This is a genomic window from Microbulbifer salipaludis (assembly GCF_017303155.1).
GTDB classification, from domain to species: domain Bacteria; phylum Pseudomonadota; class Gammaproteobacteria; order Pseudomonadales; family Cellvibrionaceae; genus Microbulbifer; species Microbulbifer salipaludis.
This window is the reverse complement of sequence record NZ_JAEKJR010000002.1, coordinates 1598265-1614038: the sequence shown is the minus strand read 5'-3', so window position 1 is coordinate 1614038 and position 15774 is coordinate 1598265. Positions and strand designations below refer to the sequence as shown.

Below are 15774 nucleotides of genomic sequence, written 5' to 3'. Positions count from 1 at the left end.
GAGGACAAATTAAGAAGCGATTTTCTTGGTGTTGGCGGTGCTTGCGCGTTTATCAAAACGGGAGAGGGTTCTGTGATACAGGCTCAGGACAACGGCGCAACCAATAGACAAAGCGGCGAAACCCGCCCACATCCAGTCGGGCCTCCCCAGGGTTTTAGCCAGGTAACCATAGCCCCACCCCGATAGCAGCCCGGCGAGCAGAAAGCCGAGTGCCATCGACAGGAAGTAGTAGCCCATAAAGAGTGCCGCCTGTGACGCTGGCATGGACTCGGCCACATACTCCTGGCTTTTCGGGGAGGTGAGCATTTCTCCGATGGAAAACGCCACTACGGCGAGCACGATGCCAATGCCACCGAACACGGGGCCGAACCCAATCCATAAAAAGCTGGCTGCCATGACGCAGGTTCCCGCGATGAGTATGTGTAGCGATACAAACTGTCTGCTCAGGTGGCTGATGGCAATCTGTAACACCAGAATGCTGAAGAAGTTAAAGGCGGTGATGAACTCTGGGCTGATCTGGCCCGGGCTGCCTTCGCTGATGGCACTGGCGATTCCCGGGCTGAATGACGCGACCGTGGCTAGTAATGGCCCAGTGTCGACGAAATCTCGGATATAAAGCGGCAGGGTTAAAAACAGTTGGTTGTAGCAGGCCCAGAAGCTGGACATGATCAACAGGTAGGTAACAAAGCGGCGGTTTCTCAGCACGCGCGTAATATCAGCTAAAACACTGCCCTGTGGTCCGGCCGATGCATTGCCTGATTTGTGCGCTGTGGGTGCCGCGGTCGGTGTGGCTACGGTGGGCTCACGGTAGAACAGCAGCAACAGGAAGTTCACCGCAATCCAGCATGCCGCAATGGTAAAAACCCAGTCCCAGCTGATTCCCTTGACTACCCCGGCCACGATCGGACCAACAAAGCCGCCCACGTTGATCATTGTGTAGAAAATACCGAAACCCATCGCCCGGTTGCGGTCGTTGGTCGTTCTACTGACCGTGGCGACCACAAGCGGTTTGAAAATCGCTGCGCCTACTGCGACCAGTAGCAGTGTGGCAAAAAATGGCCAGAAGCCGGACACCTGGCCGAGCAGATAATAGCCTGGCGTCATCAACGCAAAGGCAATAAAGAACATCCGCTTGTAGCCGTGCCGGTCGCCCAGTGCGCCGGTGAATACCGGAAGCAGGTATAACAGAAAAGGGATTACTCCCTGAATGGTGCCCCGTTCGGCATCACTCAAGCCGAGCCCACCTTGGCTCACACTGTTGGTCATATACAGTGAAGAGAGCGTGAAGAATCCATACCAGGCCAGACGCTCGAATATTTCCATCACGTTAGCGACATAAAACCCGGATGGAAAATAATGACTCCGAGGCGTCGTCTTATTGGGCCGACAGTTGGAATCTACGCCGTCGCCTTCTCTGGGTGCTGTTGATACGTGCGCCATCTTTTTCCTCTTATTGTTGTTTTGATCAATCTCGCCCTTTGGCAATATTGTTATTGTACACACAATATGTTTAAGTTGATATTGCGTGCAATAATATTTGGCGCGTAATAATAATGCCAACTAGGAAAAGGGCTAAGAGACCATGGAAATCAAGAAAAAGCTGCTGGCACTCGCCGTGAGTGCAGCGCTGGCCAGCACCAGCGTTCTGGCTGCAGATACTTCAGGCGGGACACTAAAAGGACAGGTTGTGAGCGCAACCGGCAAAGCACTTGCCGGTGCGGAGATTACGGTCACGCACCTCGACAAGGGGTTTACCAGAACGGTCACCAGTAATGAGAAGGGCGAATATAACCTGCGCAATCTTCCGGTGGGTGAATATGCGTTGAGCTTTGAGAAAGACGGGTATAGCCGCGCTATGGCACCTGAAGTTCTCGTGCAGGTCGGCCAGGCCGTGGTGTATGACACCACACTGGGGGTACCGGGAGAGGTGCTGGAGGTTGTGGAAGTCACCGGTAGCATGCAACGTCCGGTAGATACCGGATCCTCAACCGCGGGAGTGGTAATTACCCAGGATAAACTGGAGTTGCTCCCCGTAAACACCGGATTTGAGGCGATGGCACAACTGGCGCCGGGTGTGGTTACGCCGGGTGGCAGTAACTTTAATGGAGCCTCCAGTTTCGGTGGAGCTTCTTCTGCGGAGAACGGCTACTACCTGAATGGATTGAATGTCTCCAATATCAAGACGGGTCTGGGTTCAATCGCCCTGCCGTGGGAGGCCATCAGCCAGACGCAGGTCAAAACCGGCGCAATTGACCCGGAGTTTGGCGGGGCACTGGGGGGGATTATCAATGCCGTATCAAAATCGGGCGGCAATGAATTCAATTTCGGCTCTCAGCTACGAATGGATCCCGACTCGCTCCGTAGTCAGCACGATTCAGTAACCAATGCAGCGGGCGAGTACACAATCAATACCCGTCAAAGTGCCATGGATTTCCAGGAGGCTCAGGTCTGGGCAAGCGGCCCCATTGTGCCCGACAAGGCGTTCTTCTATGCACTGTACAGCCCAAGAAAAACAGATGATACCTGGGCCAGCGGCTCAAGCTTTTATGACCGCACCCGCGAAGAAGACCGCTGGTTGGTCAAGCTCGACTGGTTTATCAACGAGAATCACGCAGTCGATTTTACCGCGATCAATAACGAAGAAAACGGCCAGTACAACAGCTTTGCCTATGATCCCAGCAGCAACGCAGTCGGCAGTGGACTCGGAAAAACCAAAAGTCGTGAAGGTGGGCAGGTTTTTGGTGCCCACTATAACGGTCGCCTGACTGACGATCTGATGCTGGACATTACGGCGGGCCGTACCCAGGAAACGGTGTACAACTCCGCGCTGAATAGCTTGCCCTCGGTGTACGATTGCCGTGCGACCTGTGTGAGCTTCAGTAATCACAGTGATTCAACGATCTATGATGAGGATTACGTACGGGATCAGGTCCGCCTCGATGTGAGCTATGACCTGCTTGACCATGCCATCAAGGTTGGGGTGGATTACAGTGAAGTGGATGTGTTCTACCAGGAAAACCAGAATGGTGAAGGGGATGCCCGCGGGTGGTGGCAGCAGCGCCTGGCGTCAGTAAACGACCCGTCCCTGCAGCCGGAAGGCACGAATCTGGTACAGCGCAGGATCCGTGTGCGCGGCACCGATTCTACGGTCAGTGCAACGGCGCTCTACCTGCAGGATTCCTGGTCCGTGACCGATGACTTTACGCTCAACCTGGGTGCCCGGTATGAGCAGTTTGAGAATACCGTCACTGGCGGCGAGGCGTTTGTTGAAAACGGTGGGCTCTCACCCCGTATTCAGGCCATCTGGGATTTCAATGGCGACGGCAACAGCAAGCTGTTTGCGACCTTCGGTCGCTACTACCAGCCGGTGTCCGCGAATATGAATATCACCCAGGGGTCCTACTCGCGGGAAACCTTCGACTACTATGCACCGGGTGCCATGGATGCCAATGACCGGGTGCTGCTAAACGACGATGGATCCCCCAGCCGCGGTGAATTACTGCATAGCTGGGTGCGCCAGCAGGGCATTGTTGAGCCGGAATTGATTGCCAGCAGTAATCTGGAGGGCATGTATTCGGACGAGTTCACCCTGGGTATGGAAACACTGGTGCTGGACGGAATGGTGTTCGGTGTTCGCGGTGTATTCCGCGATTTGAAGCGCTCGGTGGAAGACACGGATATCGGGCCAGTATTGCAGAATTACCTGGAAGCCAATGGTATCGAGGACAACGTGGGGCAGAGCAGCTATTACGTACTGCTTAACCCGGGTGAAGACGTTAACATTCGCTACGATTTCGACGGTGATGGTCAGGTGGATGACGCGCGCCTGTCGAGCGAAGAGCTTGCCCTGCCCAGGGCGTCGCGACGTTATCTCGCACTGGAGACATCACTGCGCGGTCAGTATACCGATCGCTTATTCCTCGATGCCTCGTACACCTGGTCGCACAGTTACGGCAATACCGAAGGTCTGGTAAGAACCGATAACAATCAGGCGGATCCCGGTTGGACGACCTCCTACGACTATGCGGATCTGATGGATCACTCCTACGGCGATTTGCCCAACGACCACCGCCACGCTTTCAAGCTCAACGGCTACTACGACCTTACTGATGACCTGACATTTGGCTTTGTGACCTCGATCGTATCCGGTCGCCCGCAAAACTACTTCAGTATTCATCCGGTTGGTGTAGACAGTTGTGCCGAGGGTAGCCCATGGAGCGACTGTATCAGTCAGTACTATGGTGAGGTTTCCTTCTACGATGAGCAGGGTAATCCCACACCACGGGGATCTGTTGGCAACCTGCCGTGGACGAAGCAGCTCGATCTTTCCCTGGCGTATCGGATGCCGCTGTTTGAGGGCGACCTGGTATTGAAAGGCACCATTTATAACGCATTGAATGATGATGCGGCCCTGGACGTGAACGAGATCCGTTCTACTCAGGGTACCGATGGACTGGTGGTGAACCCGGATTATGGTTTGACGGAAATGCGCAGCCGGGCGCGCTACTTTAGCCTCGTGGCGCGCTACGATTTCTAAAGCCTGCCCATATCGCTCAGGCAATACAAAAAATCCCGGCCACAAGCCGGGATTTTTTATGGGAGGTAGCGTCTTCGACGCACTGGCGGCAGCGTCAGTGCCAGTGGCGGTGGCGCGCTGTTTCTGGCAGATCCGCTGGTTGCAGGTAGTCCCGATACAGGTAGCGATACAGCGTGCGAGGGATTGTTTGTTCCACCGGCGCGCTATCTACCGATGATGCGATGTCGCTCAGCCAGATAAAGAAAGCTTCTTGCCACCGCTCGGCGAACTGATCGAGTTGCTTGCGATACCCATCAAAGTCATTCTTTCGCAAGTGGGATGCCAGCTGTGCGAGGCTGTCAGGATCTTGTTGATACAGGAAGCGAATCGCCAGATAGCTCCAGGAGTACACCCGCGCACCACCGTCGTCGTAGGTGGTCGCGAAGATTTGTTCCAGGGTGGGGTATTCTGAAGGGCGGGTTTTGTTGAGGTCGCGCTCGGCGCTGTCATAGCGCTCACCCTGGGCGATGTAATTGGCAAGACCTTCAGACCACCACACCATATGGCTGGGGAAGTGGCCGAAGCCTCCCCACTTATTGAAGCGGCCATCGAGATAATGCACGTATTCGTGCTCGAGGTTCCAGATGCTGAAATCCGGATCTTTCCAGAAGGCCTCAAAAGCGATAAAGCGGGCCTGGTTGCCTTGCTCTCCGGGGTCACCCTCGAGGAACATACCTCCATTATTGGTGTTGATGTCAAACAATAGTGCTGCGTATTCGTTGTACTGGCTATAGTTGTCGAAGACCACCACCTCCAGCTGATCGTTATAATCCTGCGCGACCGGCTCTTGCCCGCTCTGTAGCTTGAGATGGAAGTCTCCCTCTTGGGCGAGCAGGGTTTTACATGCTTTGTGCAGGGCGGGCTCACTCATGCTGTTGGCGCGAATGAGCAGCGAAGGCGAGCAACTGTGTTCTACAGGCAGTGCCATTTCCTCCGCGGGAAAGTGACATCTTCCCGGGAAGGTTTCCTCACAGGCGCTTTTACCACGGAAAGAGGTAACGAGGTAAGGACGGGTGTAAAGCTTTCGTTGGTCTTCTGGAGAGAGAAATGGAAGGTCTTTTGACAAGAGGTCCCAAACGGTTTCGTCCAGTCCTGCGCGTGCTTCGTCATCCTCTTCAAGCACATGAAGATTCCCCAGCGCCCAAAGCGCATGTTGTAACCGCCATTCGCCGGTATCGGCATCCGCTGGTGTGGCCTGGGCATTGCGAACAAGTACCTCGCTCGAAGGCCTGTTCGCAAACAGCGCTTGTTTTATCAGGGGCTTGTGGCGTGCCTCGTAAGCAAGAAAGCCAACGGCCCGGTAGCTTTCCCAGAGCGTGTATTGCGCCTGCTGGCTCAATTCCATGACGGTCTCAGAGGCACCGTGGCGATTCAGGATGGCGTACAGTGAGTCGAGGTGGGGTGTGACCCTTGCCGACAGCGGCGCTCGGTTGTAATAACGGTAGAGCGTCACTACAAAGTGTTCTTGCAAGCGCGCGGCGTCATCGCCTTGCTGCGCAAACAGCCGGTGCTGTCGCAGCTGGGTCAGGGCAGTGTCGAGTTTAAACCAGTGCAAGTCGTCAATACCTTGCAGGGGGCCAAAATAGCTGTAGGCGCGCAGGTAGTAGAGCAGGGCATCCAGGTCGCGGGCGTCCGTCGTTTGATCGGCCGACAGCATCAGGAGCTGGTCCAGGGCGTCCATGAACACCTGTGGCTGATGCAGGTCACCGGTCGCCCAGAGTTCGGTATCCGGGATGCTCAGCTGGGCAAGTAATGTGGTTTCGGGTTTCTGCATACACCCGCTGGTGAGTGTAAGACTGGTAATCGCCGCGGCGATAGAGAGTGTGAGTGCGCGGGTTTTGGGTCGGTAGTTGTTTGGCATTCGCAATGCTCCTTTTGTTATTGTGTACACAATAACAAAAGTTTGACCCTGCGTGTAGCCGGACGATATGGGAATCTCGACCCGCCACATGTGAGCGAACCCAGGAGCCGGCGCTGGATCCCGGCCCTGTGGGCCGGGATGGAGTGACAGGCCGGATCAGTTGGTGGTCAGCTGAATCCCGCCGCCGGTAAATCCATCGCTGTTGACGACGGAAATATAGTACCAGCCACTTTCGGGTGTGCTGACCGTGATGCTTTCATTGTTGCCGGCGTTCGTTGAACGCTGATCAAAATCGCTCTCGGTGGCCCAGGTCGCGTCATTGACATACAGGTCCCCATTGCCCTCTTCACCAAACAGTGTGACCGTCAGTGTGCTGGTCTCTGCTGGAATGTAGGTGTAGAAATAGCTGATCGTGCCGCCGACCGTGATACAGGTGCTTGCGTTGAGCTCCAGGTTTCCATAGTCCACGGGTGCCCCTGTGCAGCTTGGCGTATTCGCTACGGTATAGCGGGCGAGCAGGCTTACGCCGGAGAATGGGCGATAGGCCTTGAGGCGAACATACCAGCGACCCGGTTGCGGGTTAGCGATATCACAGAGCTCCACGTTCCCGCCGATGTAGGGCCGGCAATCGTACGCGCTATCGGTCGGCGCTTCGTTGTGGCGTACGTACAGATCTGCATCACCGGTACCACCCTCAATAGCAAAACTGAGGCTGTCGGTATTCGCAGGAACGTCGATATAGTAAAGAGTGTCATCTCCTTGGGTAGCGACTCCGATTCCGCTAATTTCCTGGTTGTTGAGAATGACTGGGGTGGTGTCACCGCCACCGTCAGTATTGCTTTCCACGGTTTGTAGCCAGGATTGCCATTCGCTGTCATAACTGGTGCCGATACTGTTGATGTAATTCAGGTAGGCGTCGTAGTCGCCGGCACGCAGGTAAGCCAGAATCTGTACCACGTCGCCGTGATGCTTTTCAAACATGAAGCGCACTGCCAGATAACCCCAACGATAGACACGATCTTGTCCACTGCTGTAGGTATTCCCGAATATCTCACTGAGGTTGAACGCACCTGTGCGCGCGATTTCAACTGCGGTGTTGTTGTCATTCTTCTTGGAGACGTACTCGGCAAGCCCCTCGATCCACCACACGGTTTTGTGGGTGCTCGTTCTGGCATCGCCGAAGCCGCCATACAGATTGAAACGGCCATCGAGATAGTGCACGTATTCGTGGGTCAGGTTCCACACTTCAAAGTCCGGGCGTAACCAATCCGCCTCGTGCGCGATAAAGCGTGCCTGGTTACCCTCGACGGCCGGGCTGCCCTCCAGATACATACCGCCATTATTGGTATCAATACCGTAAAACAGGGACCCGTAGGTGTTGTATTCATTCCAGTCATCGAACACCACCACCTCCAGATCCGCATTCAGGTCGTCCGCGACGGGGTTATAGTTGGTGTTGAGTAGCTGGTGAAAGTAGGTTTCCTGGCTGGCAAGCTGGCTGCAGGAGTCGGCAAACTCCACAGAGTTCATATCCTGGGCGAGGATCTTCACGGTACTGCTGCACGTATGCTGATTGGCGAGCACTCGTTGTTGCAGGTCTTCCTTGAATCCGCAGATTCCAAACTCGGCACAATCACCGTAGTAGTCCGCATTTTGCGCGGCCGCAATCCACACACTTTGCCCGGTGCTTTGCATGTCATAGCGATCAAGTACCAGTTGTGTTTCCGCAACAACGGTGTTGTAGCTCGGGCTGGAGGTGTGCTGAAGGAACCGTGTGAGCTCGCGGGCGGCATTTTCTTGCATGAAGAGCGCTTCGGTACCCAGCATCCAGTCAGAGCGGGCAAAATTGCCCAGTAGCTGCATCAGCTGAGTATCATTTTTGGTGGCCTCGATAAAGCTGTTGGCATAGTGACCGCGAAACAGCACGGTAAAAATCCCGTTGACGGACGCACGCATGCTCGAGATGGCTGCCGCCTGCTGATTCCATCGCTGTAGCCACTCCTTGACCACGGGCAGGTAGCGCGCGTTTTCTTCCGCACTATCGATCAGCACGATCGCATCCACGGTGGCACTTCCGTTACTGCTGGATATTGCATAGAAATCCGGATTGGCGACGAAGGTGTCCAGCGCGCTCACCACAGAAGCGTGCGTACTGGCGGGAATGCTCACGTCGTTTGGATAGTTGTATTCAAGGTAATAGCCCGTGCGCAGAAAGTAGAACAGCTTGTTGATGCGGCTATCACCATCCGCAGCGCGGTAATTCGCCGCCATCTGCTGCGCTGCGTTGGCTACGGTCACCATTTTTTGTGCGGTAAAGCTTGCAAAACTTGTGCTGTTGCCCTCGTAGAGGTCGTTGATACAACTGCCCTCCAGGGTCAATATATGATCAACCAGGGCCTGGCCGCTTTTCTGTGCATATCCTTCCGTGTCACAGGTGGCCAGTGGCTCGATAGCCATGGGCGAGACCAGTAAGGGGGAAGTCTGAGTATTTTCCTGGGTGTTGTCTTGTGGGTTGTCTTGTGGGTTGTATTTCGGTTCAACCGGCGCGATTACCGGGGCCCTGTCAGCCGTGCTGAGGGCGGGGGTGGCCGGCATGGGTGAAGCATTTGCCTGTGCGGCAGTCGCGAATAGTGCGACCGTAAATGCGGTAGCGATACGGTGTATCGATGATCTCGGGTGATTATTTTTCATGTTTTCCCTTTGTTATCAGAATTTTCTGCGTCTGGGCGTGTCTGTTATTGCTCAACGCATGGTGTTGAGCACCTGGGCCCATCTCGTTATCTTGCCGAATAAGTTTTATTTGGCACGCAAAAACATATCATTGAGACCAATAAGATTTATGGCGCAGCGCACAGTTTCGCCGATGACTGGCGTGTTAAGCCCCGTGTGTGCCGGAGCCCGTCGCGGATGTAGTGCAAGCGAGTAGGAGGTGCACAGGGAGTGAGCGGAGTGGAGCGGACGCGGCAGGGATAACGGGCGCAAGCATGCCCGTCAAAAGTCGATATTCCTCCCGCCAGCCAGCATAGGCAGGGGAAAACCCGCCAAATCTGCATATTATTTAGGCGCAGGGTGCCTTGTTGATTTATGGAATTCCTTTTCCATTCCGGGGGAATTGCCTATCATTCATGAATGAACGGTCAATTTCAGTCTACAAATTCACGGACAGCTAAGGTCGGAAGTATGGATAAGGCAAAAGAGAAGGTTCAGCGTTTTCGCGCCAGAGAACAGCGTATTCTGGATGCGGCACTGGAGCTACTGCTGGAACACGGTGAAGAAAAGGTTACCGTGGAACAGATCGCTGAACGGGTGGATATCGGTAAAGGCACCATCTACAAGCATTTTATCTCCAAGACCGAGATCTATATGCGCCTGCTGATGGATTACGAAAAGTCCCTCACCGAGCGCCTCAAGAGTGCGGTGGCCACCGCGGAACAAGGCGATATTACCGCGCCAGCGCGGGCCTATTTTGAGTCGCGCATGGCTGACCCGGCACGGGACCGGCTGTTCCAGCGCCTTGAGGAGAAGATCATTGCCCTGAACCTGGCGCCGGAGATGATTGCCGAGCTGCACGCACTGCGAAACTCCAATGCGTCGGCGCTGAACCGCGTGTTTGAGCGACGGATGGAGCAGGGGGTACTGAAGAAAGTACCAGCCTACTATTACTATTCCACCTACTGGGCCCTGGTTCAGGGGGCTGTTGAGCTATATCACTCCAAGTCTTTCGCCGATGTCATTGAAGATCGCGAAGGATTGATGGAGTTCATCATGGATGTGGGTGTACATATCGGCGATATGTCCGGGCGCCGGGCAACGGGCTCATCCCCTGTAGAAGAACAGGCGCCGGCACCATCCAATACACCGGGTAGCAGCTTTGGCTGAACCACTCTTCAAACAGCTTGAACAGTTGCAGCAGCAATTCCGTGGCCACCCGCCGGTGGCCCAGTGGAATCCTGACCTTTGTGGTGACATGGACTTGGTCATTCAGGCCGATGGCCACTGGATCCATGAGGGCACAGAGATCAAGCGCCAGCCGCTGGTGAATCTGTTCGCCAGTATCCTCAAGCGGGAAGGGCGCCACTATTACCTGGTCACCCCAGTGGAGAAGTGGCGCATCCGTGTCGAGGATGTGCCGTTTTTGATTACCCAGGCCGCTCGTGACGACGACAAAATCCTGTTTACGACCAATACCGGTGATATTGTCGCGCTTAATCAGGCGCACCCGCTGATACTCAAACCCTTCGGCGATCCTCCCCAACCAATTCCGTATATTGAAGTGCGCGACGGTTTGCTCGCGCGCATGTCTCGCGATGTGTACTACCAGCTGATCGATTGGGCGGATCCCCGATCCCCGCAAGAACCACCTGCACGCCTGTGCCAAATGTGGTTGAAGAGTGATGGGGAAGAGTTTTTACTCGGCGAGTATTGATCGCCGTTTGGCGCCGCCTATTTGTCCGTTAAAATCCCTGTCTCAGATTCAGCTTCAGAAATTGATGTCATCTGTCCTGCTTTCGTGCGGGGTAACATTTATGTCATACACCTGTAGCCACAAAAAACCACTGACACATTGCAATAAACCTGTAGCGATTCAGAAATATATTCTTCATACAGCAAGCTCGCCGGTTGATTTCCCTGCCATTCGCGCACCTTAAAATATTTTGTAACACATTCGAAATAGTCCCTTCCTAGACTCCCCCTCGCGGAAACACCTTGGCGCATAAGAATTTTTAAATTGCGAAATACATTACTTCATCCTTGTTAGGGGGATTCATGAAACTTGCATCCAACAAGCTGCTGCTCGCAGCTGCGATCTCTGCGGTACTGGCTGGTTGTGACAGCGGTGGTATCAACATTGCTCCGGAAAATAACGACAACTCTGTAAATAACGGCGGCACCAACGGTGGTAGTACCAACAATCCTTGTGCTTCCTACGAAAAGGCGGGTTCCGTTAAGCAGGGTGAGTTCGACTCCGCTACAGGAAACTGTACTTACAACGCTGCATTCGTTGATTCCGGCAACCCGCTGACTGTTGACCTGGTAATCTCCAAGCTGGATAACGGTGGCTCTCACATTTTTGAAGGCAGCCTGTTCGTAGGTAACAACTACGACGACGACATTACTATGGCCGCCGCTGGCATCGTCGAAGGTGGTGACGGTGCGAAGCTGACCGTGCAGGCTGGCGCAACTGTTGCGTTCCCTAACAGCACCAAGTTCATGGTTGTAAACCGTGGTTCTCAGCTGAATGCGGTAGGCACGGCCCAGGACCCAATTACTTTTACCTCTCTATCCGACGTAGAAGGCACTGTTGGCCCCGAAGACGTTCAGCAGTGGGGCGGCATGGTGATCAATGGCTTCGGCATCACCAACAAGTGTGCCTACGACGCTGAAATGAAAACCTCAGAATGTCACGTACTGGCTGAAGGCGCCGCTGGTAAAGATCAGTCCAACTACGGTGGTGACAACAACGACGATAGCTCTGGCCATCTTGAATACGTGCGTGTTAAGCACACCGGCGCGGAAGTCGCTAACGGTGACGAGTTGAACGGTATCACCTTCAGCTCCGTTGGTGCCGGTACCATTGTGAAGAACCTGCAGGTTTACTCGACGTATGACGACGGCATTGAAATGTTTGGTGGTGCGGTCAGCTTCGAAAATTACCTGGCTATGTACGTCCGTGACGACTCCATTGATATCGATGAAGGCTGGAGTGGCTCCATCACCAATGCCCTGGTGATCCAGAGCGAAACCGATGGCAACCACTGTATCGAATCTGACGGTATTGGCTCCTACAAAGATTCCAACGATTACACGGCGCTCATCGCCGCTGGCCTGAACAGCCGCCCGGTCATTGACGGCCTGACCTGCATCATCTCTGCCCAGTCCGAGGGTACCCACGATCCCGGCGCTGGCTGGCGCTTCCGTGAAGGCATCTTCCCGATGATCACCAATTCCATGGTTATTGGTTCCTTCGCCGCCGATGAAAATGGTGCGGAAGGCAGCAACTACTGCCTGCGCGTTGACAGTGCAGAAACTGCTGCAGCACTGGAGGCCGGTACCGAAGCCGCCATTACTTCCAACATCTTCGCTTGTGCCGACAAGACCAAGGGCGGTCCGATCGGCGCAGATGATCTGGAAACCTGGGCAACTGCCAATGGCAACCTTTTCGCTAATGTTCCCGGTGACGTTGCCTTGAACCCGACTGCTGTCGCTGATACCGGCCTGCAGCTGCTGGAAGGCACTCCGGCTGTGTTCTCAATTGATACCGCCAGCATGATGGTGAACGATGCTGCGGTTGGCATTTCCCCGATCGAGCGCGCTTACCTCGGTGCCCTGAGTGCCGGTGACACCGACTGGACGGTTGGCTGGACCTATGGCCTGCATGAAGGCAGCCGTGCGCAGCCACTCTGGTTCGAACAGCAGTAAGTGCTTGGCTGGTCAGGGGCTTAGCACCTGACCTGAGGGGCGCCGCCTTCACAATCTGGAGTCGGCGCCCTGCTTGATTTTGAGTTCAGGAACGATATGAGGCCTGGGGAATGAAAAAGAATGAAGTGTTTCAGAGAGCGCCGCTGGTACTGGCTATCGCCACGGCCTCCGTCATTGCTCCTAACGCGATTGCACAGGTAGAAATGGATACGATTGCTGGGCCACAGGCTCAGCAGCTTGAGGAAGTATTGGTTCAGGGCCGCCTGAAGGACGCAGCAGAAATGCTGGTGAGCGAGCGCCTGGAAGAAGAAGTGGTCACCGACATCCTCGGTTCCGAAATGATTGGCCGGGTAGGGGACTCCACCGTTGCTGCCGCACTGCGGCGTGTGTCTGGCCTTTCCCTGATCAGCGATAAATTTGTTTACGTGCGTGGCCTGGGCGAACGCTATTCGAGCACCACATTGAATGGTGCTACCGTGCCGTCACCGGATTTAACGCGCAATGTGATTCCGCTGGACATTTTCCCGACGTCTGTGGTGGACTCCCTCGCGGTGCAGAAATCCTATTCCGCCGACCAGGCTGCGACCTTTGGTGGCGGCAATGTAAATATTCGCACCAAGGGTATCCCTGACGCGCTGACCTATTCCATCGAAATTGGCAGCGGCATGAACTCGGAAACCGAAGGTGAGGTTCTGTCTTATGACGGCGGTGGCGACGACAGCTTCGGCACCGACGACGGTACGCGTGCGTTACCCACGGAACTGCAGCAAGCGCTGCAGCGCTTCAAGGGCCGTCTCGGCGTACAGGATATTCGTAACGTGCTGGAGCTGGAGGGAAATGAATACGGGTCTGCGGCCGAAGCAATTGCCGCTGCACAACGGCTGAATCGCGAGCTGGCATTAAATCTCAATCGTGACATTGCCATCGAGGAAGAATCCAGTACCCCTGACCTGGATGCGAAAGCTAGTGTCGGTAACCGCTTCTACATGCGGGATGATTGGGAAATTGGTTTTCTGGCGGGTGCTTCTTACAAGAATCGCTGGCGTGAAGAAGAGACCACCAAGCGCTCCTACGGTTTGCCAGAAGAGGTTGTTGACGTAGAAAGCACCTCTACTTACTCCGTTGATTTGAGCGGTAACGTCAATGTGGGAATCCGGTTTGCGGATGAGCAGGAGGTCTCGTTCACCAACCTGTACCTGCGTAATACGGACGACGACACCGCTATACGGGATTTCTTCAACGAGAACCGTCAGGTATCCGATGGCCGCGGCTTCCGTGAATACACGATTAAATACGAAGAGCGCGATCTGCTGGTGCACCAGGCCAAGGGCCGCCATTCTGTTGGTCCCGCCACCAAAGCACTGATTCCGGGTGGCCTGCTCAATTGGGCACCTGAAGCGCTGACTATTGACTGGTTCTACTCGGATGCTACTGCGCAGACTGATATTCCGAATGAGGTGACAGTTAACGCGGATACAGTGACCAACGCGCAGGGAGAAACCGTTGCGTCCAGTGTCAGCACGGGCGTTAACAGCTCCGGGTTCCGTTTTACCGCGCTTGAAGATCAGGTGCTCAATTACGGTTGGGGCACCACGCTGCCTCTGGTATTCAGCCGGTCGACGCTCGAGTTGAGTGGTGGCTTCGCACGCACCGAGAAGGCGCGCACCTACAAGCAGACAGAATTCCGCCTTGGCGTGCTGTCTGCGGACGACGCTGGCAGCCTGGAGGGAAGTCTGGGCGACGTTTTCGGCGATAGCCAAGTCACCAACCCGGACAACGACTATGTATTTGACCGTGCTGGCGCAAACAACCAGAGCTATATTGCAGCAACGCTGACGGATGCGGCTTTCGGTAAGGTGGACTGGACCCTGAATGAGACTTGGCGTGTGTCTGCCGGTGCTCGTTGGGAGGAGTACAACCAGGTGGCTCTGGATTGGAACCCCTACGGATATACTCTGGATGATCCGCAGATTACCAGTGATGCCGACGAACTACTGGACGCGACCTATACGGATGACGCGGTTTATCCGTCTCTGTCTCTGACCTATATGGGGTCTTTGTGGGCGGAAACGTTCCAGCTGCGTTTAGGCGCGAGTAAAACCGCTGTACGCCCGGATTTGCGTGAGATTACTGACGCAATCTATATCGATCCGATTACGGATGAACAGATCAAGGGTAACCCCAACGCACGCCCATCTGAAATCACCAACTTCGATGTTCGCGGTGAGTGGTACTTCGACAATGGCGACAGCTTGACGCTAACGGCGTACTACAAGGACATCATGGATCCGATCGAGTTTTTTGAATTGGCCTCCAGTGATACCAATACAGCCCGCGAAATCATCAATGCGGAGTCTGGTGAGATAACCGGTGTTGAACTCGAAGCACTGAAGGCGCTGGGTTTCTTGGGTGAATTCATGGATAGCTTTTTTGTACAGGGCAATCTGACCGTTCAGGAAACCGAGCTGGTCGCAGGCACTGAAGCAGACGCGCCAACCAACCCGGTACGGAATATGTCTGGCGCTTCTGATTATGTCGTGAACATGCTGGTTGGGTTTGACTCACCGGATGGTGCGCATTCTGCAACGCTCGGCTACAACGTTTTCGGCGATCGGCTGTACCTGGCTGGCCGCAACGGCGCGCCGGATGCTTACGAGCTTCCGTTCCATTCTCTGGATCTGACCTACGCCTGGTATCCGACCGAGGAGATTACCATCAAGGCGAAGATGCAGAACCTGTTGGATGAGGCGATTGAAATCGAGCGCGCGAATGTGATCGTGTTTGAGGAAAAGCCCGGTCAGTCCTTTGCGCTGAGTGCCCAATACACGTTCTAATCTGTTGTCATACAACGTAAGCACCCTCGAGGTAGCAGAGCGACCGAACCAGCAGGGCATTACGTGATCAGCCGGGCACTGGA

Annotated in this window: 8 protein-coding genes; 5 read left to right on the top strand and 3 right to left on the bottom strand. The window is 54.8% G+C overall.

From position 1 onward, the window contains the following. Window positions 1-9: 9 nt before the first annotated feature. Window positions 10-1440: an MFS transporter gene (locus tag JF535_RS12440; protein ID WP_207002561.1), complete on the bottom strand. Its 1431-nt coding sequence runs from the start codon at window positions 1438-1440 to the stop codon at window positions 10-12. Window positions 1441-1582: 142 nt separating this feature from the next. Between JF535_RS12440 and JF535_RS12435 the strand changes: the two genes are divergently transcribed. Then, window positions 1583-4537 (top strand): TonB-dependent receptor, encoded by a 2955-nt coding sequence (locus JF535_RS12435; protein WP_207002559.1) that lies wholly within the window; start codon window positions 1583-1585, stop codon window positions 4535-4537. A gap of 94 nt (window positions 4538-4631) precedes the next feature. Here JF535_RS12435 and JF535_RS12430 read toward each other — a convergent pair whose 3' ends face one another. Next, on the bottom strand, window positions 4632-6437 hold the full coding sequence (locus JF535_RS12430; protein WP_207002556.1) for a collagenase: 1806 nt from the start codon (window positions 6435-6437) through the stop codon (window positions 4632-4634). Between the two features lie 156 nt (window positions 6438-6593). After that, window positions 6594-8894 carry a M9 family metallopeptidase gene (locus tag JF535_RS12425; protein ID WP_207002545.1) on the bottom strand — a complete coding sequence of 767 codons (2301 nt, stop codon included), beginning with the start codon at window positions 8892-8894 and terminating at the stop codon, window positions 6594-6596. A 723-nt stretch (window positions 8895-9617) separates the two neighbouring features. On the opposite strand from JF535_RS12425, the gene JF535_RS12420 reads away from it, so the two are divergent. From JF535_RS12420 to JF535_RS12405, 4 genes are all read left to right on the top strand, one after another. After that, window positions 9618-10316 carry a TetR/AcrR family transcriptional regulator gene (locus tag JF535_RS12420; protein WP_242523817.1) on the top strand — a complete coding sequence of 233 codons (699 nt, stop codon included), beginning with the start codon at window positions 9618-9620 and terminating at the stop codon, window positions 10314-10316. Further along, on the top strand, window positions 10309-10863 hold the full coding sequence (locus tag JF535_RS12415) for a DUF1285 domain-containing protein (RefSeq protein ID WP_207002534.1): 555 nt from the start codon (window positions 10309-10311) through the stop codon (window positions 10861-10863). Before JF535_RS12420 ends, JF535_RS12415 begins: the two co-directional genes overlap by 8 nt. A gap of 341 nt (window positions 10864-11204) precedes the next feature. After that, window positions 11205-12857 (top strand): serine/threonine protein kinase, encoded by a 1653-nt coding sequence (locus JF535_RS12410; protein WP_207002532.1) that lies wholly within the window; start codon window positions 11205-11207, stop codon window positions 12855-12857. Window positions 12858-12967: 110 nt separating this feature from the next. After that, window positions 12968-15691, top strand: a complete 2724-nt coding sequence (locus tag JF535_RS12405; protein WP_207002529.1) for a TonB-dependent receptor domain-containing protein — start codon at window positions 12968-12970, stop codon at window positions 15689-15691. Window positions 15692-15774: the final 83 nt, after the last annotated feature.

Coding starts and splice junctions, on each gene's coding strand:
- JF535_RS12440 (WP_207002561.1), bottom strand. CDS start 1,440: ATGGCGCACGTATCAACAGCACCCAGAGAAGGCGACGGCGTAGATTCC.
- JF535_RS12435 (WP_207002559.1), top strand. CDS start 1,583: ATGGAAATCAAGAAAAAGCTGCTGGCACTCGCCGTGAGTGCAGCGCTG.
- JF535_RS12430 (WP_207002556.1), bottom strand. CDS start 6,437: ATGCCAAACAACTACCGACCCAAAACCCGCGCACTCACACTCTCTATC.
- JF535_RS12425 (WP_207002545.1), bottom strand. CDS start 8,894: ATGGCTATCGAGCCACTGGCCACCTGTGACACGGAAGGATATGCACAG.
- JF535_RS12420 (WP_242523817.1), top strand. CDS start 9,618: ATGGATAAGGCAAAAGAGAAGGTTCAGCGTTTTCGCGCCAGAGAACAG.
- JF535_RS12410 (WP_207002532.1), top strand. CDS start 11,205: ATGAAACTTGCATCCAACAAGCTGCTGCTCGCAGCTGCGATCTCTGCG.
- JF535_RS12405 (WP_207002529.1), top strand. CDS start 12,968: ATGAAAAAGAATGAAGTGTTTCAGAGAGCGCCGCTGGTACTGGCTATC.